The following is a 24341-nucleotide window of genomic DNA, read 5'->3' as shown; positions in this document are numbered from 1 at the left end:
GCTGACGTCCGTACTCACCTAAGGAAAGTTTTAAAATATAATTTTATTTTCAATCTAAGGATTCGGATTGATTGTCCGGATCCTTTATTGTAGATTAGAAAGCTTGACAATATCTTTGACCTGATCAATGGTCTGAATCAGGTGAAGGCTTGTCTCATTAATAGGAAGATAATAGACTTTATCTGCCAAAGATTCTGTAAAAGGACGATTCGTGAGTAAGATCACCTGTTGTCCTTTTTCTTTCAGCTCTTTCACTTGCTTTCTCACCTTTTGGTAAAAACGCTCATCACCGATTTCTAGATCATCCACCAAGACACAAGCAGCGTCCAAACCTAACGATTCATTGGTTCCATTTTGGGTCAGATAATAGGCTGCTCCCTCTTTGACCTCATATAAACCAGCTGATGGTTCAACTGGAAGAAAGGCTGGTTTGATTTCAGCTTCTACTACTTTTTCCATTTCTACAAGGTTGGCTAGAACCTGCAAATAAATCGGTGCTAATTTACTTAAATCCAAGAGTTCCTCAAACTCAAAACCACGTTTCAAAGCCTCTAAGATATAGAAGAGCCGATGGGGCATATGACGAGCAATTTTCTGGATTAATTCATCATCGCTCATTTCCTCAGGAAGGATGGTCAGCAAGTTCTTGTCTTTAATGGTTTCTAGGGCTTGTTGATAAGCTTCATCGATTCTCTTCCCAAATCCATAAACTGCCCCATAAGAGTGAATTTGGGTATTGAGGCGGGCATTTTTAGCAGCATCAGAAAAAATCGGGATCTTAAAGAAGATATAGTCCAAACTTGGTTCGTAAACAGCCTTTAGATCCTTTAATAAGGGGTGAGGCAAATGCTCGAGAGAGCGCCCTAATTGTAACTGAACTCCTTGCTCAAACAAGGAATAGCCCAAGCCCATAGAGGCCATCGAGATACTGTCTGAAGCAAATGGGTTAACTTCTAGGATATAAAAAGCATAGCTCGTCGGATCAAGAGCAAACTTGATGGAAACAGCTCCTGTCAGCTTCAAATAGCGACTAATGTGGATTGCTGCTTCACGAAGATTTTGAAACTCCCGGTCAGTCAGGGTGACCGCTGGCATAAATTGATAAGAGTCACTAGAGTGGATTCCGACAGGATCAATGCTTTCAATAGAGGCCGCCAGGTAGTGATTTTCTTCGCGATCCCGCATGACGACAAAATCCAATTCCTTAAAGCCATAGGTCGAAAATTCTAGCAAACACTGCTGACTTGGAGAGACTGAAAGTCCTGTTTCTACTGCTTCGCACAAGTCATCCAAGTTATGAGCAATCTTTCGCCCCTGCCCTTGCTTACTCGCTACCGGCCAGATCATAATAGGAAATTGAATGCCTTCAGAAAACTCGATGGCTTCGCGAACCGAACCAACCAGTGCGGAAGCGGGTACCTGATAGCCCAACTCTTGAAAGAGGCGTCGTTGATCCGCCTGCTGATAAAAACTACGGTAGCGTTGGAGGCTCGGTCCGATAATCATGATCGATTCGTCTTTGAAAAATCCAGTTTCTTCCAAACGAAACAAGAGATTCAAAATCTGTTTATCCGCAAAGGCTAAGAGCAAGCGAGATCCAGTATAAGAAAGAAGAGTCGTCCTAAGAGCATCCAACTTGAGCTTACTGACTACAACCTGTTCTCCAGCTTCCTGTGTGATAGCATTTTCTTCACCCAGATAAAGGACAAGAGCATTCCCGTCCTTGACATTAAGTTTTTGTGCTTCATTTACCGCAGCCAAGAGGCTAATATCCTGATAAGAATCTCCACATAGGAGAAGCAATTTCTGGTTTTCTTTCATCATTCCTTCTCCCTTCTACTTTCGTGAATTTTGGCATCAATCAACTCTAAAAATTCATCGTAAAAATAGAGATTGTCCCTTGGCCCTGGACTAGCATCCACTTGGAATTGAACCCCTAAAATCGGTTGGTAACGATGACGAAAACCTTCAATACTATGGTCATTTACGTTTTCATGCGTGACCAATAAATCATGAGGCAGACTATCTCTGGCAATACTATACAAATGATTTTGACTCGTTATCTCGATTTTTCCTGTCGCAATTTCACGCACAGGAATATTTAAGCCGAAATGCCCGACTTCCATGGGAGCTAGCTCAGCCCCGTAAGCTTGAGCCAGTACCTGTGCTCCCAAGCCCATGCCCCAGATCGGAATTTGACCATTGATTTTTTGGATCAAGCGACAGAGTTTTTTCACCTGATGGGGATCGCCAGGCCCACTGGATAAAATAACGCCATCGGGCTGCTGTTCCATCAGTTCATTATAAGAGATGTCATAGGGATAGACCGTAACATTACAGTCCCTTTGACTCAGCTGGCGTAAGACAGAGTGTTTGACACCTAAATCAATCAAGGCAATACTCTTTCCAAAACCTGGTACAGCATAGGCCGTTTTTGTCGAGACTTGACGCACTTGGTCTTTGGGAAGGACCGTTGCTCGCAACTGATCCAGGATATGCTCTATCGAATCCCCCTTGTTAATGACAGTCGCCTTCATCCGTCCATACTTGCGGACAATTTTTGCTACCTGTCTTGTATCAATCCCTACAATACCAGGGATTTTTTTTCGCTTCAAGAATTCATCCAAGGTCATCTGCTGCCGCCAATTACTTGGCATTTCCACCAAATGCTGAACGACTACTGCCAAACATGTCGGCGTAATCGATTCAGAATCATCTCTATTGATCCCTGTTGCGCCAATAACTGGAAAGGTAAAGGAGAGGATCTGGCCACTAAAAGCCTGATCCGTAATCAATTCTTGATGGCCTGTCATGGCAGTCGTAAAGACCAATTCACCAGTCACATATAAGTCTGCACCAAAGGCTTCTCCTTCAAATACAGTCCCATCCTCTAGGACCAATAATCGTTTCATCGAACCCCTCCCTTCTTTTACACTAATCCAATTTTATCATAGTTCCTCAAAAAAAGGAAAGTCAGATTCCATGTAGCTGTCTACTCTGTCCTCTTTCTTTCCTTTCAATGAATTGTCAGTTATCTTATTTTGCACCGCGACCTTTAAGGACGGCTTCAATGATGGCCATACGGACAAAGACACCATTGGTCATTTGTTCTACGATACGTGATTTAGGAGCTTCTACCAAGTGGTCCGCAATTTCAACGTCACGGTTGACTGGTGCTGGGTGCATCAAGATCGCTGTATCTTTCATACGGTCATAACGTTCTTGAGTCAAGCCATGAAGACGATGGTAGTTTTCTTTAGAGAAGAGTGATTCGTAATCATGACGTTCGTGTTGTACACGCAAGAACATCATCACATCTACTTCTTCAATGACTTCATCGATAGTGACGAAGGTTCCATAGTCTTCAAATTCCGCACTTCTCCATTCGTCTGGACCTGCAAAGTAGAGGGTTGCTCCCAAACGTTTCAAGATTTGCATATTTGATTTTGCCACACGTGAGTGATCCAAGTCCCCAGCGATACAAACTTTCAAGCCATCAAAGTGACCGAATTCTTGGTAGATGGTCATCAAATCAAGCAAGCTTTGGCTTGGGTGTTGACCTGAACCGTCCCCACCGTTGACGATAGAGGCTGTGATCGTTGGGCTTTCAACCAATTCTTTGTAGTAGTCCACTTCAGGGTGACGGATGACGCAGACATCTACACCAAGAGCTGACATGGTCAAGATGGTATCGTAAAGTGTTTCCCCTTTGTTCACAGAACTTGTCTTCACATCAAAGTCAAGGAGATCACATCCCAATTTCAACTCTGCCACTTCAAAGGCTTTGTGGGTACGAGTTGAAGGTTCAAAGAAAAGGTTTGAGATGATGTGTTGGTCTTCGTAGGATGCTTTAGCTCCGTTTTTGAACTCAATCCCACGTTTGATCAATGCCATTACTTCTTCATTGGTAAGAGTTTCCATTGAGACAAGGTTTTTAAGAGCGATTTGATTTTCAGACATGTTGATTCTCCTTTTATAATGTGAATGCAAATAATTTACAATTTGTTTAAGCTTCTTTGATGAGGACGCGGTCTTGACCGTCTAGCTCCACCATCTCGACAATGATTTCCTCTGACTTACTTGTCGGGATATTTTTCCCAACAAAGTCCGGACGAATCGGCAACTCCCGATGCCCACGGTCGACGAGAACCGCAAGACTCACTCGAGCAGGACGACCGTGACTGACCAGATTGTCAATGGCAGCGCGAATCGTGCGACCTGTATAGAGGACATCATCAATCAAAATGACTTCTCTATGAGCGATATCAACTGGTAAGACCGTCGTATCCTCAGTCGCCTTCATGTCATCTCGGAAAGGCTTGGTATCTAGTTCTGCTACAGGGACATCGATTTGTTCCAGCTGAGAGAGGCGTTCTTGGATCCGGCGAGCGATGTAAACACCACGCGTCTTGATCCCCACCAGCACAATCTGGCTCAAATCTTTGTTTCGTTCAATGATTTCGTAGGTGATCCGGGTAATGGCCCGTTTCATCGTCAAATCATCAACGACTTCTTTGGTTTTCATTCAGTCCTCCTTAGTTGTAAAAGAAAAACCTCCTTTTTCAAGGAGGTTCAGCAAATGAATGGTCTAAGAGGATAGAGTCTCGCTCTATGGTCCTAGCCATTGTTTTTCACAGTCTCCTTGCCTGCCTCACGGGACAGGATTAAAGGATTTATTTAATTGAGATAACTATATCACAGTTTCAAATGACATGCAAGAAAAAACTCAACTTTTTTCAAAAAAATTTAAAAACATGACTTTTCGTCTGAATAATGTTCGGCTTTTACTAAGAAACAGTCGATTTCCGCTTGATATTTTTAATCCCATAGAGTACATAGCCAGCTAAGAGGTAAGCGATAAAGATGATCACCACCCATTTGCACACAAAAGCCCAGCCGTATTTATTAACATTGATAAAGAAATAGGCAAAAGGACTATCTTTTGCACCTGGAATTGGCCACTTCAAGACCAATCCATTGAGAAGGGCAAAGAGCATGTAAGCTAGGGGAATCAAGGTCCAAAGGAAGGGATCGAGCTTTCGGTATTGCTTGGCTTTATCAATCACTAGAGTATCAAAGAAGAACATCAAAGGAACGATGTAATGACAGAGAAAGTTTTCCAAACGATAAAACTTCTCTGGTGTCGCAATAGGCGCCAACATAAAGTGGTAGATGACACAGGTGATCATAATGGACATGGTAACTGCGCCTTTCATACGAAGGTAGCCCTGAGTCTGGGTCGAACGACCTCGAATCATGCGCCAAACCATGTCTCCCATAAAGAACATGACCAACATGTTGGATAAAATGGTGTAATAGAGCATCATGCCAAAGCCACCATGTTTGGTCAGTTGCAGATAAACACCGAGCACACTTAAGATAAACAATAGAAAACGATAGCTAAATAATAATTTGAATTTCATAGTATTCTCCTGAAAGAAAAGGGGCTAGGCCCTTCAGTTTAATCAGGAGCTTTCCTTAAGTGAGGACGGACGTCAGCGAACTTCTACGAAGTTCCATGACTTAGTTTTGAACCTAAAGTTTCAAAACTCCCGAGTACTTGAATCAATACTGTTTCAAGTACTTTTCTCACAGCGGAAAGTTCCATTATAAACTTAAATAACTCTATTAATTTGTGTACTTTTCTTTAGATTTTCTTCACAAATTCTGATTTGAGTTTCATTGCGCCAAAGCCATCAATCTTACAATCGATGTTGTGGTCTCCTTCAACGATACGGATGTTTTTCACGCGCGTACCTTGTTTCAAATCTTTCGGTGCCCCCTTCACTTTCAAATCTTTGATCAAGGTCACTGTATCGCCATCAGCCAATTTGTTTCCGTTGGCATCAATCGCTACGACACCCTCTTCTTCTTCAACCTCAGCTGGGTTCCATTCATACGCACACTCTGGGCACACCAAGAGCGCTCCATCTTCATAGACGTATTCAGAGTTACATTTTGGACAGTTTGGTAAGTTATTCATTTTTATCTCCTTATTCAAATTAACTTTCATAGTATACCATGAAAGCGAAAATTTGACAAATCCTGCTCGACTGTAGCATTTTCATGAAAAAAAGAGGCGACTTGGCCTCCCTACATGGATGATATTTCTCAATCTTCCTGCAATTCTTGAATATCTCGAATCACGCGCACACCTGCTTGATTCTTCTCGCGAAGTTCAGCATCAGAGTAAGGGAAGGTATTGATCAAGATACTCTCCATTCCGATACTTTGGGCCACGGCGACATCTGTCGTAAAGTCATTCCCCACCATGACCGTTTTCTCAGGGTTCAACTGGTGTTCTTTCATCACTTCCAAGAGGAATTCTGGCTGAGGTTTGCGAATACCTGCGTCAGACGACAAGTAAATGGCATGGAAAAGTTCTCTCAAACCAACCAAATCAATCTCCGGATTGGTAAAATCTGCTTGGGCATTGGATAAGAGAAAGATTCGGCAACCTGCAGCTTTCATATCCTCTAATACTTCTTTCGTATGAGGATAAAGCTCCAACCGCTTGCGAGAAAGGACACGGAAAGTCCGCGCAATCAAACGTCCCCACTCTTTGAGATGGGCAACACTATTCCCACTTGGATGACCTTCTAAATACAATTGTACAAAGATAACCGTCAGATCAATCTCTGGGTAGGCAACTTGTTTTACCTTAGCCAAGTCTTCTTCGGCTTGTTGCACCAACTCTCTATAACGCAGGCGCAGACCTTCTCCTGAGTAGCTTGCCCCGTAGGATTGGTAGATCTGAGCCATGGTATCCCATAAAATGGGACTCGACTCATCGGTTTCGATGTCGACTAAGGTTCCATAAAAATCAAAAATATAGTTTTTAAATGCGTACTTGTGCGGATTCATCTCTCACTCCCGTAACAAACATCGTAAAGGTTGCCTTACAGACATTGGCACCGTCTTGATTGGTAATATCGACATCCACAACTCGAGTCGTCCGTCCACTATGGACACATTCGCCATGGATCGTGAGGACATCACCCAGACGCCCTGCTTTTAAGTAATTGATCGAGGATTGCAAGGTTACCCCATCGACCCCTTGAGAAACCACGACCAAACCACTGACTTGGTCACACAGGGTAAAGAGATAGCCTCCGTGCGCATTTCCATAATAATTGAGCGAGGATTCTACGACCTTAGTTGTCACCACCACATGGCCATCTCTCATCTTTTCGATTTCGTAATTTTCAAATGCAGCAATTGCATCAAAGTGAAAATCTTTCATATACTTGCCACCTTTTCTAGCATCTTTTCAACTCCTCTATCATACTACAATTAAGGAGTAGATACAAGCGAAGGGGCAATTCCTTAGAAGCAGAAAAGGAGACTCCAACTAAGTAAGAAGACGATACTAGGCACAATATATTTTCTTGGGTGCTTCCAACATTCTCTCTTTAAATTCCATTTTCTTAAAGGGAAATAGATTTCAATCAGTAAGTGCAAAACAGCTTCAACCACTGCTAGAATCATCACTCCTAGTAAAAATAGGATCCCCAAGTCAGGCATGACCACCATTTTTAATAACAGAGCAACAAATAGATTGACAGATAGGAAATAAGTCAGCAATACACGGTAATACATCAAGTAAAAGAACAGACTCTTAGGTAGGGACTTGACATGATCGATCAAATCTTTATCAGCGGAAATGAGAGTGGTTAATGGCGTATTGACAGAAGCAATCGTTAAAAGGATGATGATTTTTAATGGAGCATCATAATCCTGTATCAGAATGAGAAGGAGGAAGATGAGAGTAAAGACAAAATTGATGGAAAAATAGCGCTCTTGAAATAAGGAAATCCAAAAATAATTGCCACTTCTTCTCTTTGAAACGAGCAACTGATCATTTTTTGAAACCGCGATCAAGTCCTCATTTTTAAAAATAAAGATAGCAACGAGGGCTGAAAGTAAGATCATATAGGACACTTGTTGGACCCATAAAGAAGATGCTGTAAGAACAGTCGTTACAAAAATGAGCACTCCTCCTAGAAAACTAGGCCTGGTATTGAACTGGATAAAGATATAAAACACACTCAATACCACCAGTAAAGAAAGGAGGACGAGCTTAAAGGATTGTAGCAGGTCTAACCTGACTCCCAAAAAGAGGATCAATAACAGCACGCGCTCTAGTAAATTGAGAAGAAAGGTTACCGTCAGAAAAGACCCTTTAAAACGATTGAGAGACAAAGGAAGCTGGTAGTAGGCCTGAACCCTGTCCATCGAAAAGTAGGAATAGAGCAATTGAAAGGTTGATAGAGCAGTAACAATAGCCGTACTGATCAATAAAACTTGAAAGCTCGTAGAAAATTTGGCCCCAACAAGATGGTAATAAAGAGCAAAGGCTAAGGAAGTTAAGAACAAGAAGAGCCGATTTTTGGATACCACATCTCTAAAAATAGCTAGTAACATGCTCTACCCCCTCTGACGATTGACGTCATGAAACCAATCTTCTAAATTCGATTCGATCGCATCTAGGTGACCATCTTCAATAGAATAAGCTGTATCACACACCCGAACGATACTCTCTGCGATATGCGAACTCATCAGAATAGAGCCTTCTTCTTTATACTGCAATAGCAAACCATATAGAAATTCTGTCGCATCAAAATCTAGGCCATCAAATGGTTCGTCCAAAATAAGGAGGGGAGGTTTGAGATAGAAAGCTGTGATCAGGAAGACTTTCTTCTTATTTCCCGTTGACAAACTACCGATATCGGTGTTGAGAAATTCTTCAAAATGAAAACCTGAGATCAGGTCCTGCAATAACGTTTCATCTCTCTTTCGATGATACAAACGACAGACAAAATTAAAATAATGAACAAAATCCCAGTTTAAAAAACTATTGTTTTCAGTAAAAACTGTATAGGTACGGCTCTTATAGAAATTCGTATGAAAAGATGTCACCTTGTCTTCAATGGTAACAGTCTCAACTGCATACTGCCGATGATCAAAAACACTACTTAAAGCTTTTAGCAAGGTTGTCTTCCCAGCTCCATTTCGACCAATCAACCCTACTACAGAATGATTGGGTACAAGCATATTCGTGTCTTTTATAATGGGCTTGTCTTTTTTATACCAAACGTTTAACCCCTTGATGTTTAAACACTCACTCTTCATCGACGCACTCCTTTATAAAGGTAAGAAGCCCCAACTAAAAGCAACAGCAAAGCGTATAACCATTCCTTTTGAAAGGCAAAGACTAAGGCACCGATCAAGAAGCAAATTCCTATAAGGATTCTAAATTGTAATTTCATATCTTGCCTTCTTTCTATTCACAGTATGAAAGATTACAATTGTATTTTATGCTTATACTATAGTACTTTTTCTGAGCAGATTCAAGCACGAATGAAATATTCTTACTTCTTTTACCTTACAAGCAAAAAAAGCTAGATCCCTCTAGCTCTTTGCTTAAAATCTTAATTTTTCCCAGTCGTCGTCTGTCCGTTTGCGATAATAGAACTCAGACAAGTCCGGGTCTTCCATCACTTCCAGCAGAGGAAGCATGTCGTAGGACAAGTCCAACTTTTCTAATTGGTCCTTCTCAACCCAAGAAACTTCTCCTTCTTCAGATGATCTGAGCTGGCCTGTAAATTCTGTCGCTTTGTAGCAAAAGACAATATAGCGGCCTCCCTCATCTGGCTCCCAGTCTTTGACTGCGACCAGTTTTGGATCTGCAATTGTCAGTCCTGTCTCTTCGTAGACTTCACGAATGACGGATTCTACAAGGCTTTCTCCTTCTTCGATATGGCCACCTGGAAAAGCATGGCCAGCCCAGTGAGTCTTTTCAGGTGAGCGGTATTGGAGGACTACTTTTCCATTCGTAGGATCTTCTACCAAACAAAGATTGGTAAGTACAGTAGATGTTGCGCGTGACATAAATTTCCTTTCTATGATATTGACAATTAATCAATATAAATTTTTTTCTTTATCTCTTTTTTCATCACAAAGGGATTTACCAGCTCATGGTATTCATCATAGGCATCCAAAAAAGAGCCTCTCTGAAAGACAATTGACTTCTCTTTTAAATAATATTCCGAGTGAATCGTTACCGGACCATGGCCATCAAAGGTAAAAAGCAACTCAATGAAAAATGCTAGGATCAGGCTAGCAAAGAGACTCAAGAGAACACTCACAAGATTCTTCCAATTTGGTGCATGTTTTCGATAGAAGCGATACCAGCTGTGACATAGAATAGTCACAGCCCCTAGATACAACCAGGGATTCCAGAGGAGCGGCGTAAAGGCACAACCATTGAAGTCCAAAAGGAAGTTAGCAAAAACAAAAAGCAACAAAATCAGATACAAGATTCGAAACAGGTTCCGATACTTTCTCATGTTGATCTCTCTTTCTTAGTAATTGGTTTAAACTGGATCTCCTAAAGTAACATCAACAGAATATGATAACCTAACCGGAGCCAATGTTCTATAAGGGGCGTATCCGGATCATTTTTTTTGCTGTCTAAGAATAGACTTAGCGATAATAAAAGTAAGCTAAGTGCTATAACTATTTTAAGAACCAATCTCATACCACCAAGAGCTAAAGAAACTATTGAACCAATTAGTGGTAAAGGGGAAAATATAAATGCCACTATGCCGAAATAGATCTTAATCAATGATAAAACCAATAAACCATAAACAACAATCTTCGTAAATAGAGAGACTCTTTTATCTTCTTTTTTCAGTTTTGAAATGAAATAGATGACATAGATCATATACATAAACAGCAACATATTTATTTCCCCTATTTCCCATGGATTTTAATTCTATTTTATCCAACATCCGTTAAGAATACAACCGCTTGCCTAGAAATGTCCAACAAAGACAAGGACAGGATCAGAGTTTCTTCACTTCTGCTGCGACCTTTTGGAGATGCTGTTCCCGCATGCTAGCAGTGTTCACATCCCGTCCAACCTCTCCCAAGATACACACGCGTTTGGTTTTAATCCCACAGTGGTTCAAGACGGCATTTTTCAAAACAGAGATGCCATAACTATCCGGAATGTTGAGAGGACCTGAAAAGATCTTATACCACCAAGTAGGCGCCATGGAGGTCGCATAAATACTGGCTGTTTTGCCTTTGAGCAACTTCTTGAATTGCTTGCCTCTGAGGTAATTCCAGATAAAGCTGCCCTGATCATTAGCCGAGTAAGCAATCCCAGGTGTGAAGACCCGATCAATCCAACCTTTCATGAGGCTCGGCATACTGCTCCACCAGATGGGATAGACAAAGATCAGGTGGTCCGCCCACTGGATCCATTCTTGAGAACGAAGGATAAAGGGATCTTCTTCCATCCGCTTTCGATAACCATAGCGAAGGACAGGATCAAAGTCTTCTTCATTAAGATTGATGACTTCAAGCTCATGGCGATTTGAGTTAATAGTTTCAACAATGGTTTGAAAAATAGCCTGACAGTAACTTTCCTTATCTGGATGCCCATTGATGACTAAAATCTTCATTCGTCTTCTCCTTCATTTCTTTGGTTCATTCTATCTCTTTTATTTTTTTACTTGATTAATTGATAATGGTTCAAAGATTGATAGATAGGTCCTTTAGGAATTTTTATTTGAAGAACACATCATCCGCAATTCCTTAACAGGTGTTCCAAGTTCAAGTATTTTTTCTTGGCCATCAAAAGTAAAACCCATTTTTTGATAGAAAGCAATGGCTCGCTTATTATCTTTCAATACCCATAAATAAATCTCAGAAACATGATCAAGAGCAACAAATGCAGCATGCATTAACTGTTCACTCACACCTTTTCCATAGTAATCTTTTAAAACATATAAGGCGATGATTTCACCAGCTTGAATGGCCTCATCACGAAAATTTCCATAGCTGATAAATCCAACGACCTTCTTTCCATCCATCGCAATCAAGGTATTTTCTGGATACTTTTGACTCAAGAAACGACATCTATCTAATGTCATCGTCTCCTGAAATTCCGCGGGTAAAAGATCGTCATAAGCCTCTCTCCACGTTTGCCAATGAACGAGAGATTTTCCTTCTATCTCTTCAGGAGTTTCCATTGTTTTAATGATAATCTTCATTCGCTTTATCCTATCTAATCCAAAGCCTTGACTTCCAACATCATATCGCGGATTTGCGCTGCCAGCTCGAAATCAAGCACTTCGACTGCTTCTTGCATTTGACCTTGCAGTTTCTTGACTAGTTCCTTGCGCTCTTGGCGGTTGAGACTGGTAATATCCACTTCCTTGTCCTCTTCCTTGGCCACCGCCTTGGTAACAGAGATCAGGTCACGGATTTCCTTCTTGATGGTTTGTGGTACAATACCATGCTCTTCATTATAAGCCATCTGGATTTTCCGACGACGGGCTGTTTCATCGATGGCTTTTTGCATAGACTGGGTCATAGTGTCCGCATACATAATCACATGTCCCTCACTATTACGGGCAGCACGACCGATGGTCTGAATCAGTCCTCGCTCATTACGGAGGAAACCTTCCTTGTCAGCATCAAGGATAGCAACTAGACTGACTTCCGGTACGTCTATCCCTTCACGGAGAAGGTTGATCCCGACCAAGACGTCAAAGACACCCAATCGCAAGTCACGGATAATCTCTGTCCGCTCCAAAGTCTTAATGTCCGAGTGCATGTATTTGACCTTAACACCCATTTCTTTGAAGTAGTCGGTCAAGTCTTCTGCCATCTTCTTGGTCAGGGTGGTAACAAAGGTCCGCTCTCCACGTTCTACACGCGCATTGATTTCACCCAAGAGATCGTCCATTTGACCCATGGTCGGACGCACTTCGACCTCAGGATCGAGAAGACCTGTCGGACGAATGATCTGCTCGATGACAGTATCCGTTTGTTCCATCTCATAATCACCCGGTGTCGCTGACACATAGACAATCTGGTGGACATGACTTTCAAACTCCTCCCGACGCAGTGGCCGGTTATCCAAGGCAGACGGCAAACGGAAACCATAGTTGACCAGCATTTCCTTGCGCGAGCGGTCTCCATTGTACATGCCCTTGATCTGTCCCATGGTCATGTGACTTTCATCGATCATAATGAGAAAATCTTCTGGGAAAAAGTCAAGAAGAGTGTAAGGTGGCTCTCCCTCACTCCGTCCATCCATGTGACGGGAGTAGTTTTCGACCCCATTGGTGTAGCCCATCTCCCGTAGCATTTCAATATCGTACTCAGTACGTTGTTTCAGGCGTTGAGCTTCCAAAAGCTTGCCTTCTTTTTCAAAGACTTTTAACTGCTCTTCTAGTTCCGCTTGAATCTTGGCAATGGCCACTTCCATATGGTCGTCGTTGGTCACGAAGTGAGTGGCTGGGAAAATGGCTAAGTGGTCCACATCTCCTAGAACTTGGCCCGTCAGAGCTTCAATCTCACGAATCCGCTCAATCTCGTCTCCAAAAAACTCAACCCGAAAGGCATGCTCATCACGCGAAGCTGGAAAAATCTCCACCACGTCCCCACGAACACGGAATTTGCCCCGTTGAAAGTCGATGTCATTGCGCTCAAACTGGATATCCACCAGGTCATTGAGCAGTTTATCACGAGAAATCTCCAGACCTGGACGCAGACTCACCACGCTATCGGCATATTCCTTCGGCGAACCCAAACCATAAATACAAGAGACGGAAGCTACAACGATGACATCGTTACGCTCCAACAAAGCTGAGGTTGCGGAGTGACGAAGCTTGTCAATCTCATCATTAACTGAGCTATCTTTTTCGATATAGGTATCGCTCGATGGTACATAGGCTTCTGGCTGGTAGTAATCATAGTAAGATACGAAGTACTCGACGGCATTTTCAGGGAAAAATTCCTTGAACTCTCCATAGAGCTGGCCTGCTAGGGTTTTATTGTGGGCGATGACCAAGGTCGGTTTATTGACTTGGGCAATGACCTGGCTCATGGTATAGGTCTTCCCCGTACCAGTCGCTCCCATCAGGATTTGCGCCTTCTCACCACCCTCGATGTTATCCACCAACTGTTCAATGGCCTGCGGTTGATCCCCAGACGGTTGGTATTTCGATACTAGTTTAAATTTGTTATCTGTTACTCGATTAATCATACTTTCTTCCTTTGATTATACTTCCCTTATTTTACCACAATAGACGATATTTCTCTGACTTTTGAGGAGAGAATCCTCACATAGAAAAAGACCAGGCTCAAGTTCCGGTCTTCATATTCATCATCATTTCCTGTCAGTCATGACACACTTGTTCATTATCAACTCTTTCTTTCCTTTCCCCTAAGAGATAGACAATCACTAGGGATACAAGAAGAACCAGAGTGGTGATGATTGATCCTTCTGCTCCAAATGCCCCTCCGGTCAACCAGTCAGGTCCATCTCCCATGGTAAAGCTAAAGATAGACGCATCTGCGCCTGTGCCACTGACTTGAAAACCAAGGAGATTTCCTTGTACATAGTTCCAAGTGCCGTGTTGGGCGACCACTAGCCAGATACTATCGGTATAGATAAAAAGCAGAGCAGCTAGCACCCCATCAAGGATGATATTCAGAACGGATAAGAAGGTCACTCCTGCATTACCCATATGCAGAATGCCAAAGAGACTACTAGAAATCACGATCGCTAAAGGTAGATTAGTTCTTGCAGCAATCCGAGTCAGAAGCCAACCTCGCGTCGCCACTTCTTCAGTCCCTCCTTGAAGAAGCCAAAATGGGAATAAACCTAGAATAAAGAGGATGGGTTCTAAACTTAATTCATTAAGCTCAAAAGACCCGATTCCCCCTACCTGGTAGACAAGGGCAATGACACCCATTTGAAGTAGTGAAAGCAAGATCCCCCAGACTAGATACTTGAGCCAATTTCTTTTTACAAAGCCTAAGCTTGATAAAGCATTCTTCTCTATGACCTTCACCCAAAAAATAAAGAGAAATAGTATGATTACAAAACTGAAAAGCTCATAATAGAGAAGATAATGGTAGAAAAATTCTTGAATACTTGCTGTCCCATTTCCTGGTGAAAAGAACTCCGCCAGAAAACCTATCACTAAGGAAAATGGTCCCACCAATTCACTACCAAGCCATAGTCCCCCTTCTATAAAGAGGGAGGCTAAAAATACATAGAATAGTGTAGAAATAAGAACTGGCATAGATGTGTTTGTTTTTATATCCTGAATGATCTTTCCTTTCTTCATGATCAACCTCCATTTATCTAATAGGTCCATTGTAACAAAGAAAATCCAGAGCTGCAATATTGTTTCATGTCAGAAAACCTAACATGAAAACTCGATTTTTCTTGCAAAGCAAAGTCTTTTCTGATATAATAGCTTTTGTAGAAAAACATAAGACCATTCATACTCGTTTTGGTATGAATGATTTGTTTTTTTTAGGCCATCCTTTGGTCAATGTGCTCATGGGTCAAATACCCAAAGAGAAAAGAATTAAAAGGAGACAGAAATGAAGAAAAAATTACTAGCATGTTTGCTGTTCTTATTTCCATTCGTTGCATTCGCTGGTCATGCTCATGCTGAAACGATCAAGGTCGTTTTCGACACAGCATATGCACCGTTTGAATTTAAGGATTCAGATCAAACCTATAAAGGAATTGACGTAGAGATCTTGGACAAGGTCGCTGAAATCAATGGCTGGAATTTGGACAAATCCTTCCCGGGATTTGATGCAGCGGTCAATGCAGTTCAAGCTGGTCAAGCGGATGCCATCATGGCAGGGATGACCAAAACAACAGAACGTGAAAAAGTCTTCACCATGTCTGATACTTACTACGATACAAAAGTTGTCATCGCGACTACGAAAGCCGATAAAATCACGAAGTACAGCCAATTAAAAGGGAAGACAGTCGGTGTCAAAAACGGAACTGCAGCCCAACGCTTCCTCGATAAAAACAAGGACAAGTACGGCTACAAGATCAAGACTTTTGATACTGGTGATCTCATGTACAACAGTTTATCAGCTGGTGCGGTCGATGCGGTGATGGATGACCAACCTGTTATTCAATACGCCATTCAAAAGGGGCAGGACCTAGCTATCAATATGGACGGGGAAGCAGTCGGTGGCTTTGCCTTTGGTGTAAAAAAAGGCGGTAAGCATGAAAAGTTGATCACTGAATTTAACAAGGCCCTCGCTCAAATGAAAGCTGATGGAACACTTGATGAGATCATCAAGAAATGGACAGGTGAAAGCCAATCATCAAGTAACAGTACCGTTCCAGAAACAACTACTCCTGCTGGTCAAAAAGCAACTCCTAAAAAATCAAAATATGTAATTTCAAGTGACTCATCTTTTGCACCATTTGTCTTCCAAAATGGAAAAAACAAATACACAGGGATCGATATGGACTTGATCAAGGCTATTGCCAAAGACCAAGGATTTACCATCGAGATTAATAATCCTGGATTTGACGCAGCGGTAAGTGATGTCCAATCCGGACATGCGCAAGGAATGATCGCAGGGATGACCGTAACAGATGCTCGGAAAGAAACATTTGATTTTTCTGAACCATACTACACGGCCAATTCTATTCTAGCCGTTCAAGAAAGCAGCAAGATTGATTCATATGATGACCTAAAAGGAAAGACAGTCGGTGTTAAAAACGGTACTTCCTCACAAAACTTCCTTGAAAAAAACCAAAAGAAATATGGTTACAAGATCAAAACGTTCTCTGATGGAGCTTCTATGTATGATAGTTTGAATTCTGGTTCTGTTGCAGCGATTATGGATGACGAACCTGTTATCAAATACGCTATTAAACAAGGACGTAAATTCAAAACACCTATCGAAGGGACTCCAAGTGGTCAACTAGCATTTGCCGTTAAGAAGGGTGAAAATCCTGAATTGATCGAAATGTTCAATAACGGTCTTGCGAACTTGAAGAAAAGCGGTCAATACCAAAAGATTCTCGATAAATACCTTAAAGCAGATAGCAAATCAAGTACTTCAAGTACAACGGCAGATGAAACAACGATCTGGGGCTTACTTCAAAACAACTACAAACAATTGTTAAGTGGTTTGGGTGTGACTCTTGCCCTTGCACTTCTCTCTTTCGCCATTGCTATGGTGATCGGTGTTATCTTTGGGATGTTTAGTGTTAGTCCTTATAAGTGGCTCCGCTGGACAGCAGAAATCTTTGTCGATGTTATTCGTGGGATCCCACTCATGATCCTTGCCGCCTTCATCTTCTGGGGAATTCCAAACTTGATTGAATCGGTCACAGGTCACCAATCCCCAATCAACGACTTTGTCGCAGGTACCATCGCCCTCTCCCTCAATGCTGCTGCTTATATCGCAGAAATTGTCCGTGGGGGGATCCAAGCTGTACCGATTGGACAGATGGAAGCCAGCCGAAGCCTGGGAATCTCCTATGGCAAGACCATGCGTAAGATCATCTTGCCACAAGCAACCAAACTCATGCTTCCAAACTTTGTTAACCAATTCGTCATTGCCCTGAAAGATACGACTATCGTTTCTGCGATCGGATTGGTAGAACTCTTCCAAACTGGTAAGATCATCATCGCTCGAAACTACCAAAGTTTCAAGATGTATGCGATCCTTGCCGTCTTCTACCTCGTGATTATCACCTTGCTAACACGATTTGCAAAAAAATTAGAAAAGAAGGTTAACTAATGGCTAAATTAAAAATTGATGTCCATGACCTCCACAAATACTATGGTGAAAATGAGGTCTTAAAAGGAATCTCAGCAAAATTCTACGAAGGGGACGTGGTCTGCATTATCGGACCATCCGGTTCTGGTAAATCGACCTTCCTTCGTAGTCTCAATCTCCTCGAAGAAGTTACAAAAGGTCAAATTACAGTTAATGGATATGATCTAACCGATCCAAAAACCAATGTTGATTTGGTCCGTGAAAATATTGGGATGGTTTTCCAACACTTCAACCTCTTCCCTCACATGAGCGTCCTTGAAAACATTATGTTTGCGCCAGTAGAGCACAAACTGATGACCCGTGAAGAAGCTCAAAAAGTCGGGATGGAATTATTGGAAAAAGTTGGACTCGCAGATAAAGCCGATGCCAATCCAAATAGTCTTTCCGGTGGTCAAAAACAACGTGTGGCTATCGCACGTGGACTTGCCATGAATCCAGATATTATGCTCTTTGACGAACCGACTTCTGCCCTTGACCCTGAGATGGTTGGAGATGTATTGAACGTTATGAAAGAGTTGGCAGAGCAAGGAATGACCATGATCATCGTTACCCACGAGATGGGATTTGCCCGCCAAGTAGCCAACCGCGTCATCTTCACCGCAGACGGTGAATTCCTCGAAGACGGTAAACCAGACCAAATCTTCGATAACCCACAACACCCACGTTTAAAAGAATTCTTGGATAAGGTTCTAAACGTTTAAAAAAATAGTGGTTTTTGAAACATCTAGCAATTTTGCTAGATGTTTTTTAGACCTAAAAAAGCATTTTCAAACCTGAAAATGCTTAGAATGTGGACTAACTATTTTAAAATAAAATAAGTAAAGCGTTTCTAAAAAGGAACAACAATGATTTTCAATTTTTAAAATGAATCAAGAAAATATTGAAACTTTCCGCTGTGAGAAAAGTGCTAGAAACAAATCAGTTTCTAGCACTCGGGAGTTTTGAAACTTTAGGTTCAAAACTAAGTCATGGAACTTCGTAGAAGTTCGCTGACGTCCGTACTCACTTAAGGAAAGTTTTGAATATGTCTTTATCTTCAATCTAAGCATTTTCAAATCTGAAAATGCTTTTCATTCTAACTAACCTGTTGCTGAGCTGTCTGCATCTTGTAGTATACACCTTGCGCTTGCATCAGCTCTTCATGAGTGCCATGCTCAACAATATCGCCATCCACCATGACAAGAATCATATCGGCATTTTGAATGGTCGACAAGCGGTGAGCAATGATAAAGCTGGTCCGTCCCTTCATAAGCTGATTAAAGGCATCTTGAATCAAGACCTCAGTACGAGTATCAATGGAAGATGTAGCCTCATCCAAGATTAAAATCTTAGGAACTGAAAGGAAAACCCGCGCAATCGTTAAGAGTTGGCGTTGGCCTTGGGACAAAGACTCTCCAGCATCTGAAAGATAAGTATCGTACCCTTGTGGCAACTGCCGAATGAAGAAATCTGCATTGGCTGCTTTGGCTGCTTCGATGACTTCTTCTCTAGTTGCATCTGGACGAGAAAAGGCGATATTTTCATGAATGGTCCCGACCTTGAGCCAGGTTTCTTGCAAAACCATACCAAACTGTTGGCGGTAAGAAGCACAGGTGTAGTCCGTAATTGGCACCCCATCAATCGTGATCTCTCCAGAGTTAACAGGGTAGAAACGCATGAGCAGATTAATCAAGGTCGACTTTCCAGCTCCTGTAGGTCCTACAATGGCAACCTTACTGCCAGCTGGAACCTGAATGGTTAGATCTTTGATCAAAGTCCGCCCCAAATCATAGCCAAATGTGACGTGTTCAAAACCAATCGCACCTTTGACATTCTGACTTTCCAGAACCCATTGCCCTGTCTCTTCGACCTCAGCTTGATCCAAAACGCTATATAAACGCTCTGCGCAGGCAAGGGCACTTTGGAGTTCTGACAAGACAGAGGAGATATCATTAAATGGCTTGGTGTATTGGTTGACATAATTGAGGAAGGTCACCAATTGACCAACAGTAAAGTGAGATCCCGAAATAATGCGTACAGCACCAAATCCAGCCACTACTGCATAAATCAAGGCATTCACAAAGCGAGTGGCAGGGTTGACAGTTGAGGAATAAAAGACAGCGGATTGGGAATAATTGGCATAGCTTTCATTCGTCCCTTTAAAAGCCTTACGGAATTGAACCTGAGCATTAAAGGACTGGATCAAACTTTCCTGGGTCAAAGACTCTTCGATCAACTGGGTTTGAAGACCACGCGCCTTGGTCTGCTTTTGGAAAAGCGTATAAGAACGCTTGGCAATAAAACGAGCAATCAAGAGAGATAAAGGGGTCAAGACCAGAACCGCCACCATCATAAAGAAATCCAATTCCGCCATCGTCACGATAGTGACAAGAATGGTTAAGAGGCCAACAAAGAACTGGTTAAAGACCATCAGAAGACCACTATTGAGTTGCTCTACATCGGTCGTGAGGCGACTGACGAAGTCCCCGCTCCCTTGTTTATCTAGATAAGACAAGGGCAAGCGGTGTACTTTTTCCATCACTTCTGCTCTTAGGCTTTGGCTAAAACGATAGACCAATTGATTGTATAACAAGGGATTGATCCATTGGATCAAGGTATTGGCCACAATGACCAGAACCATTTGGATCAAAACAGGCCTTAAGACTGTCATCCCTTGAGGATTAATGACCAAGTCAACCGCATGTCCAATCAGGATCGGTAACCAGACTGTTAAGGCCACTTGAGCGATGGTTCCGAGACTAGCTAGAATCAGGAGCCCGGGATGGTGAGCAAAATCTCTAAACAGACGTTTTACATAACTAGAACGTTTTTGACTCATGCTTCCTCCCTCCCGTGTTGTGAATAATGAATTTCTTGATAAATCTCATTGGTAGACAAAAGGAAATCGTGATTTCCCAGTCCTACTTGATGTCCCTTGTTCAAGACTAAAATCTGATCAGCAGACTTGAGACTATTGGTTCGTTGAGATACTAAGATCAAACTCGTATCACTCAATTCTTCTTTTATCGATTTTAAGAGACGTGCTTCCGTCAAATAATCCAAGGCAGAAGTTGAATCATCCAGAATCAAGAAAGGAGCCTTCTTCAAAAGGGCACGCGCAATGGTCAACCGCTGGCGTTGCCCACCTGAGAAATTTCGACCAAAGGCTTCCACTGGCTCATCGAGTTGTCCTTCTTTTTCACGGACAAAATCAGCAGCCTGAGCTGTTTCTAGTGCCCACCACAAATCTTCATCCGATAGATTTTCTTCCATTCCAAGTAAGAGATTCGAGCGGATGGTTCCTCTAAAGAGCTCTGCCTTCTGTGGGACAACAGCTACCCACTCCCGCCACTCCTTAAGAGTTTGAGGAGAGTGACCTTGATGATAGAGGGCTAATTTCCCATGACTAACGGCATACAAATGACTCAATAACTGAACCAGGGTGGATTTCCCAGATCCTGTACCACCGATAATTCCCAACATCTGTCCATGATCCAGATCAAAGGAAATATTTTCTAGAGCTGGGCTTGAAGCCGTTGGATAAGTGAAAGAAACTTTCTGGGCGCTAATCGCTTCTTGCTCTCTTGCAGTTTTTACTGGCAAAGCTTCTAGGAGGTCTTCTTCCTTCAAATCGAAAATCTCTTGGACACGCTTGGCTGAAATATAGCTGACATTTAAAGACGTGACCAGCATCGCCAGTTTGATCAATTCTGTTAAAATTTGTAATAAATAATTGACCAAAGCGACCAACATCCCTTGGGTTAAAAGACCAGCAGAGATATTCAATTGTCCTTGCCAAATGACACAAATCAAGGTCGTATTGACCACAAGGAAGGTCAAGGGACTCACCAAACTAGACCAGATACCAGCACGAATTTGCCAGATCTTATAGTCTTGATTGACTTCTTTAAATTCGTCCAATTCACTCACTTGCTGTCCAAAGGCTCGAATCACCCGCATCCCTTGAAATTGCTGACGCGTCACCGTAACCATCCGGTCTGTGATTTTCCGAATCTTAGCAAAGAGCGGATTGACAATCCGTGACATGATCACAATAATCAGGGTTAAAATCACCACCATCCCCAAGAACCAAAGGGTTAGTTTAGGACTGATGGTGAAAGCCATGATGATAGAACCAAAGACAATAATCGGTGCCCTCAAAAAGAGGCGCAAGAATTGGTTGATCCCAACCTGGATTTGATAGGTATCAGAAGTGAGACGAGTTACCAAACTAGAAGTACCGATCCTATCGCGCTTGTCCTTTGGAAGTGATAAGATCTTCTCATACAAATCCTTGGTCATCTCGCGGGTAAAACCGACAGCTGCCTTAGAAGAAAAATACTGGGCCGTAATAGCTACGACAACACCAAAGCTCGCAAATAAAAACAAAACACCAACCGTCATCACCACTGCGCTCGTTTCCTTTTTCGGAATGACCTGATCGACTAAGTGGGCGATGATTAAGGGGACACACAATTCAAAAATAGCTTCTAAAAGTTTAAACACGGGCCCTAGAAACGTTTCCCATAGATAGCCCTTAAAATACTTCAATAATGATTTCATACGACTCGATTCTTTTTTTAATGGATATACATATTTTACCACAAATTCTTAAGATGAAAAAACTCCCCCTACAGAGCAGAGAGAGTTGAATACTGACCAGATGAAGGTCAGAAATCTTATTCCTTCTTTGTTACCTTGCTTAAGGTCTTACCCATTTTCCCCAATCCAATCATTAGTAGTGGGAAAGAAAATAGTGTTATAAGGCCTAATACAAGAAAGACTGCTACAAAGCCACAGCTATCAATGAACCAACCAGTCAGTGGGAAAATGACAATCATAGATAGACTAAACATCATCGAATTGATACTCAGCATGGTTGCTCGCACACTGGATGGCAGATATGCTTGTAAATCATTGTAGTAGATGGGTTGGTAAACGGCATAAAGAGCATTGGTCAAGAGATAGACACACAGATAGGCGAATGGAGTCTTTACACCTACCAAAAACAAGGCCAACCCAGTCAGTGCAACCAGAATCGGAAAGACTTGATTACTATTCCATTTTTTCCCGATTTGACTGGCCAGATAAACCGCCAGGAGATTGAATCCACTACCAATTAACATGATAAGCGAAACTTGCCAACTGGCTAAGTCACTAATTTTCTGTTGGTAGTAAAAATAAAACATACACATGATGGTCCCTACCAACTGATAGGTGAGCATCCAGTAAAACAAGACTGGTTTGTCCTGCCATTCTTGTTTCACTACCTCCAATATCCGCTTTAAGGTCAAGTGACTTCGTTCATCACTCTTGCTCTCTGGCTCCTTCATGAGAAAAATCAAGAGTATGGAAAGCAAGGAAAGGCCAATGGAAATATAGTAGGTCCAAGCCAATGCTCCGTGAATAAAGAAGCCTGCCACGACTGTACCTAACGTTCGGGTGACTTCGGCCACACCAGACAAGAAGCTAGAAATCTGAAGATAACGGTCTTTTTGACCTGCTTCTACCGCTGAATCAAATAAGAAAGCTGTACTAGTCCCCGAGTCAAAATTATAAGACCAAGCATTGACCATCATAGCAATCGCATAGATCCAAAAGTTCCCCTGACCAAATAAAATCAAGATAGAAGATCCAATACTGGACAAGCGAGCCAAATAGAGATTGGTCTTGTAGCTAAAGCGATCGGCTAACATACCAGATGGGATCTCACACAAGAGACTCGTCCCATGAAAGATACTCTCTAATAAACCAATCTGAAGCAAAGAAAGACCATTTTGAATAAAAAAGAGAATCCAAAAACTGGTGATTCCAAAATAAGATGTAAATTCCAAACCTGCTAGGAGTGAAATATTGCGTTTGTAAGTTCTTTTAAACATTGTTTTTCCTCTTTCAATAGATTATATAAGTGTTTCTAAAAGACTTACTTAGATTTGCCTACATTTTCTCCACCTCCTTCATTTTTCTTGATTCATTTCTTGACGCAGCTGGGCCACTTGATTAGACAAGGACACCAACAATTCGGTTTGCAACTTTTGAATTTCCAGTAAATCCGTCTGGTCTTGTTGCACCATATGATCAATCTTCGTATGAAGCAAGCGAATTTCTCGTTCCGACTCCATATTAACGTTAAAGTCATTTCGCGCTTGCAGGCGATCATAATCTGCTGCCCTGTTTTGACTCATCATGATCAAAGGAGCTTGAATCGCCGCAATCGTAGAAAGTGCTAGATTGAGCAAGATGAAAGGATAAGGATCAAAATTCCAGCCAAAAGGATGCAGGACATTGATCAGCATCCAAATAGCCATCATCAGGATAAAACTAATGATAAAAGTCCATGAACCACCAAAGCGCGCAACAGAATCAGCCACCCGCTGACCGAAGGTATAGCTGGCTGTCAAGCGGTCTTCAACGTTAAAGGGACGCTCGCTTTCAGGCATGACACCTGTCACCTGCTGTTTAATGGCTTCGTTTTTATCATTGGCACGCTCAATAATCTGTCCAAGATAATCCATACAATATTGGCTCAAATTTTTATACGTGATAAAATCATCCATTTGACTTTCAGGATAGGAAGTCTTGAGCATCTGTTGAATGGAATGGTCTAGATCTGCGATCAAAGACCCCTGACCATCCTCGTATTCTTTCCCATCAATGATGTCTATTTTCAGCATTGAAATTCCTTTCATAGTTTTTTGAAGCAGATAAAAGTGAAAAACGCC

22 protein-coding genes are annotated in these 24341 nt (G+C 42.0%); 2 read left to right on the top strand and 20 right to left on the bottom strand.

Annotation, left to right across the window (positions count from 1 at the left end):
• Window positions 1-84: 84 nt before the first annotated feature.
• The 16 genes from HMPREF2917_RS03050 to HMPREF2917_RS02970 all read right to left on the bottom strand — a co-directional run bounded on the left by HMPREF2917_RS03050 (window position 85) and on the right by HMPREF2917_RS02970 (window position 15155).
• Window positions 85-1824 carry an ATP-binding protein gene (locus tag HMPREF2917_RS03050; protein WP_070588939.1) on the bottom strand — a complete coding sequence of 580 codons (1740 nt, stop codon included), beginning with the start codon at window positions 1822-1824 and terminating at the stop codon, window positions 85-87.
• The gene (locus tag HMPREF2917_RS03045) at window positions 1821-2912 is read right to left on the bottom strand and encodes a carbamoyl phosphate synthase small subunit (RefSeq protein WP_003007496.1); all 1092 of its coding nucleotides are present in this window, start codon (window positions 2910-2912) and stop codon (window positions 1821-1823) included. Before HMPREF2917_RS03045 ends, HMPREF2917_RS03050 begins: the two co-directional genes overlap by 4 nt.
• Window positions 2913-3036: 124 nt before the next feature.
• Window positions 3037-3960: an aspartate carbamoyltransferase catalytic subunit gene (locus HMPREF2917_RS03040; RefSeq protein WP_003007497.1), complete on the bottom strand. Its 924-nt coding sequence runs from the start codon at window positions 3958-3960 to the stop codon at window positions 3037-3039.
• A gap of 46 nt (window positions 3961-4006) precedes the next feature.
• Window positions 4007-4525: a bifunctional pyr operon transcriptional regulator/uracil phosphoribosyltransferase PyrR gene (pyrR, locus tag HMPREF2917_RS03035; protein ID WP_003001719.1), complete on the bottom strand. Its 519-nt coding sequence runs from the start codon at window positions 4523-4525 to the stop codon at window positions 4007-4009.
• Between the two features lie 262 nt (window positions 4526-4787).
• Window positions 4788-5423, bottom strand: a complete 636-nt coding sequence (locus HMPREF2917_RS03030) for a Pr6Pr family membrane protein (RefSeq protein ID WP_070588938.1) — start codon at window positions 5421-5423, stop codon at window positions 4788-4790.
• A gap of 224 nt (window positions 5424-5647) precedes the next feature.
• Window positions 5648-5983 (bottom strand): zinc ribbon domain-containing protein YjdM, encoded by a 336-nt coding sequence (locus HMPREF2917_RS03025; RefSeq protein WP_003016288.1) that lies wholly within the window; start codon window positions 5981-5983, stop codon window positions 5648-5650.
• A 128-nt stretch (window positions 5984-6111) separates the two neighbouring features.
• A complete protein-coding gene (locus HMPREF2917_RS03020; protein WP_070588937.1) occupies window positions 6112-6864 on the bottom strand; it encodes an HAD family hydrolase in 753 nt (250 codons plus the stop codon).
• Window positions 6839-7243 carry a PaaI family thioesterase gene (locus HMPREF2917_RS03015; protein WP_003016342.1) on the bottom strand — a complete coding sequence of 135 codons (405 nt, stop codon included), beginning with the start codon at window positions 7241-7243 and terminating at the stop codon, window positions 6839-6841. Before HMPREF2917_RS03015 ends, HMPREF2917_RS03020 begins: the two co-directional genes overlap by 26 nt.
• 83 nt (window positions 7244-7326) lie before the next feature.
• Complete coding sequence (locus HMPREF2917_RS03010) at window positions 7327-8424, bottom strand: hypothetical protein (RefSeq protein WP_070588936.1); 1098 nt, start codon at window positions 8422-8424, stop codon at window positions 7327-7329.
• 3 nt (window positions 8425-8427) lie between these two features.
• Entirely contained in the window at window positions 8428-9132 is a 705-nt protein-coding gene (locus HMPREF2917_RS03005) for an ATP-binding cassette domain-containing protein (protein WP_070588935.1), read from the bottom strand.
• A gap of 291 nt (window positions 9133-9423) precedes the next feature.
• The gene (locus HMPREF2917_RS03000; protein WP_070588934.1) at window positions 9424-9891 is read right to left on the bottom strand and encodes an 8-oxo-dGTP diphosphatase; all 468 of its coding nucleotides are present in this window, start codon (window positions 9889-9891) and stop codon (window positions 9424-9426) included.
• 26 nt (window positions 9892-9917) lie between these two features.
• Window positions 9918-10349, bottom strand: a complete 432-nt coding sequence (locus HMPREF2917_RS02995; RefSeq protein WP_070588933.1) for a hypothetical protein — start codon at window positions 10347-10349, stop codon at window positions 9918-9920.
• A 498-nt stretch (window positions 10350-10847) separates the two neighbouring features.
• Window positions 10848-11471 (bottom strand): NAD(P)H-dependent oxidoreductase, encoded by a 624-nt coding sequence (locus tag HMPREF2917_RS02985; protein WP_070588931.1) that lies wholly within the window; start codon window positions 11469-11471, stop codon window positions 10848-10850.
• A gap of 93 nt (window positions 11472-11564) precedes the next feature.
• Window positions 11565-12062, bottom strand: a complete 498-nt coding sequence (locus tag HMPREF2917_RS02980) for a GNAT family N-acetyltransferase (RefSeq protein WP_070588930.1) — start codon at window positions 12060-12062, stop codon at window positions 11565-11567.
• A gap of 14 nt (window positions 12063-12076) precedes the next feature.
• Window positions 12077-14065, bottom strand: a complete 1989-nt coding sequence (gene uvrB / locus HMPREF2917_RS02975) for an excinuclease ABC subunit UvrB (RefSeq protein ID WP_003001891.1) — start codon at window positions 14063-14065, stop codon at window positions 12077-12079.
• A 133-nt stretch (window positions 14066-14198) separates the two neighbouring features.
• Window positions 14199-15155, bottom strand: a complete 957-nt coding sequence (locus tag HMPREF2917_RS02970; protein WP_176745945.1) for a CPBP family intramembrane glutamic endopeptidase — start codon at window positions 15153-15155, stop codon at window positions 14199-14201.
• 262 nt (window positions 15156-15417) lie between these two features.
• On the opposite strand from HMPREF2917_RS02970, the gene HMPREF2917_RS02960 reads away from it, so the two are divergent.
• Both HMPREF2917_RS02960 and HMPREF2917_RS02955 read left to right on the top strand, forming a co-directional pair.
• On the top strand, window positions 15418-17601 hold the full coding sequence (locus tag HMPREF2917_RS02960) for an amino acid ABC transporter substrate-binding protein/permease (RefSeq protein ID WP_070588928.1): 2184 nt from the start codon (window positions 15418-15420) through the stop codon (window positions 17599-17601).
• Complete coding sequence (locus HMPREF2917_RS02955; RefSeq protein WP_023918276.1) at window positions 17601-18341, top strand: amino acid ABC transporter ATP-binding protein; 741 nt, start codon at window positions 17601-17603, stop codon at window positions 18339-18341. The genes HMPREF2917_RS02960 and HMPREF2917_RS02955 overlap by 1 nt, the downstream gene beginning before the upstream one ends.
• A gap of 374 nt (window positions 18342-18715) precedes the next feature.
• On the opposite strand, the gene HMPREF2917_RS02950 is transcribed toward HMPREF2917_RS02955, so the two are convergent.
• From HMPREF2917_RS02950 to HMPREF2917_RS02935, 4 genes are all read right to left on the bottom strand, one after another.
• Window positions 18716-20458, bottom strand: coding sequence for an ABC transporter ATP-binding protein (locus HMPREF2917_RS02950; protein ID WP_070588927.1), 1743 nt, complete (start codon window positions 20456-20458; stop codon window positions 18716-18718).
• Entirely contained in the window at window positions 20455-22182 is a 1728-nt protein-coding gene (locus HMPREF2917_RS02945) for an ABC transporter ATP-binding protein (RefSeq protein ID WP_070588926.1), read from the bottom strand. Before HMPREF2917_RS02945 ends, HMPREF2917_RS02950 begins: the two co-directional genes overlap by 4 nt.
• Window positions 22183-22298: 116 nt before the next feature.
• A complete protein-coding gene (locus HMPREF2917_RS02940) occupies window positions 22299-23498 on the bottom strand; it encodes an MFS transporter (protein WP_049471720.1) in 1200 nt (399 codons plus the stop codon).
• Between the two features lie 78 nt (window positions 23499-23576).
• Window positions 23577-24293: a DUF1003 domain-containing protein gene (locus HMPREF2917_RS02935; protein WP_049471721.1), complete on the bottom strand. Its 717-nt coding sequence runs from the start codon at window positions 24291-24293 to the stop codon at window positions 23577-23579.
• Window positions 24294-24341 lie beyond the last annotated feature (48 nt).

The sequence above is a fragment of the Streptococcus sp. HMSC061E03 genome (assembly GCF_001813505.1).
In the GTDB taxonomy this organism is placed as follows: Bacteria; Bacillota; Bacilli; order Lactobacillales; family Streptococcaceae; genus Streptococcus.
The sequence above is the reverse complement of the archived record's forward strand: the minus strand, read 5'-3'. Positions and strand labels throughout refer to the sequence as shown.

Excerpts from the sequence above, each read along its gene's own strand:
- HMPREF2917_RS03000 (WP_070588934.1), bottom strand. The coding sequence starts at position 9,891 with ATGTCACGCGCAACATCTACTGTACTTACCAATCTTTGTTTGGTAGAA.
- HMPREF2917_RS03050 (WP_070588939.1), bottom strand. The coding sequence starts at position 1,824 with ATGATGAAAGAAAACCAGAAATTGCTTCTCCTATGTGGAGATTCTTAT.
- HMPREF2917_RS02995 (WP_070588933.1), bottom strand. The coding sequence starts at position 10,349 with ATGAGAAAGTATCGGAACCTGTTTCGAATCTTGTATCTGATTTTGTTG.
- HMPREF2917_RS03010 (WP_070588936.1), bottom strand. The coding sequence starts at position 8,424 with ATGTTACTAGCTATTTTTAGAGATGTGGTATCCAAAAATCGGCTCTTC.
- HMPREF2917_RS03015 (WP_003016342.1), bottom strand. The coding sequence starts at position 7,243 with ATGAAAGATTTTCACTTTGATGCAATTGCTGCATTTGAAAATTACGAA.
- HMPREF2917_RS02945 (WP_070588926.1), bottom strand. The coding sequence starts at position 22,182 with ATGAAATCATTATTGAAGTATTTTAAGGGCTATCTATGGGAAACGTTT.
- HMPREF2917_RS02950 (WP_070588927.1), bottom strand. The coding sequence starts at position 20,458 with ATGAGTCAAAAACGTTCTAGTTATGTAAAACGTCTGTTTAGAGATTTT.
- HMPREF2917_RS02955 (WP_023918276.1), top strand. The coding sequence starts at position 17,601 with ATGGCTAAATTAAAAATTGATGTCCATGACCTCCACAAATACTATGGT.
- HMPREF2917_RS03045 (WP_003007496.1), bottom strand. The coding sequence starts at position 2,912 with ATGAAACGATTATTGGTCCTAGAGGATGGGACTGTATTTGAAGGAGAA.
- HMPREF2917_RS03020 (WP_070588937.1), bottom strand. The coding sequence starts at position 6,864 with ATGAATCCGCACAAGTACGCATTTAAAAACTATATTTTTGATTTTTAT.
- HMPREF2917_RS02940 (WP_049471720.1), bottom strand. The coding sequence starts at position 23,498 with ATGTTTAAAAGAACTTACAAACGCAATATTTCACTCCTAGCAGGTTTG.
- HMPREF2917_RS02980 (WP_070588930.1), bottom strand. The coding sequence starts at position 12,062 with ATGAAGATTATCATTAAAACAATGGAAACTCCTGAAGAGATAGAAGGA.
- HMPREF2917_RS03040 (WP_003007497.1), bottom strand. The coding sequence starts at position 3,960 with ATGTCTGAAAATCAAATCGCTCTTAAAAACCTTGTCTCAATGGAAACT.
- HMPREF2917_RS03025 (WP_003016288.1), bottom strand. The coding sequence starts at position 5,983 with ATGAATAACTTACCAAACTGTCCAAAATGTAACTCTGAATACGTCTAT.
- HMPREF2917_RS03005 (WP_070588935.1), bottom strand. The coding sequence starts at position 9,132 with ATGAAGAGTGAGTGTTTAAACATCAAGGGGTTAAACGTTTGGTATAAA.
- HMPREF2917_RS02960 (WP_070588928.1), top strand. The coding sequence starts at position 15,418 with ATGAAGAAAAAATTACTAGCATGTTTGCTGTTCTTATTTCCATTCGTT.
- pyrR (WP_003001719.1), bottom strand. The coding sequence starts at position 4,525 with ATGAAAACCAAAGAAGTCGTTGATGATTTGACGATGAAACGGGCCATT.
- HMPREF2917_RS02970 (WP_176745945.1), bottom strand. The coding sequence starts at position 15,155 with ATGAAGAAAGGAAAGATCATTCAGGATATAAAAACAAACACATCTATG.
- HMPREF2917_RS02935 (WP_049471721.1), bottom strand. The coding sequence starts at position 24,293 with ATGCTGAAAATAGACATCATTGATGGGAAAGAATACGAGGATGGTCAG.
- HMPREF2917_RS03030 (WP_070588938.1), bottom strand. The coding sequence starts at position 5,423 with ATGAAATTCAAATTATTATTTAGCTATCGTTTTCTATTGTTTATCTTA.
- uvrB (WP_003001891.1), bottom strand. The coding sequence starts at position 14,065 with ATGATTAATCGAGTAACAGATAACAAATTTAAACTAGTATCGAAATAC.
- HMPREF2917_RS02985 (WP_070588931.1), bottom strand. The coding sequence starts at position 11,471 with ATGAAGATTTTAGTCATCAATGGGCATCCAGATAAGGAAAGTTACTGT.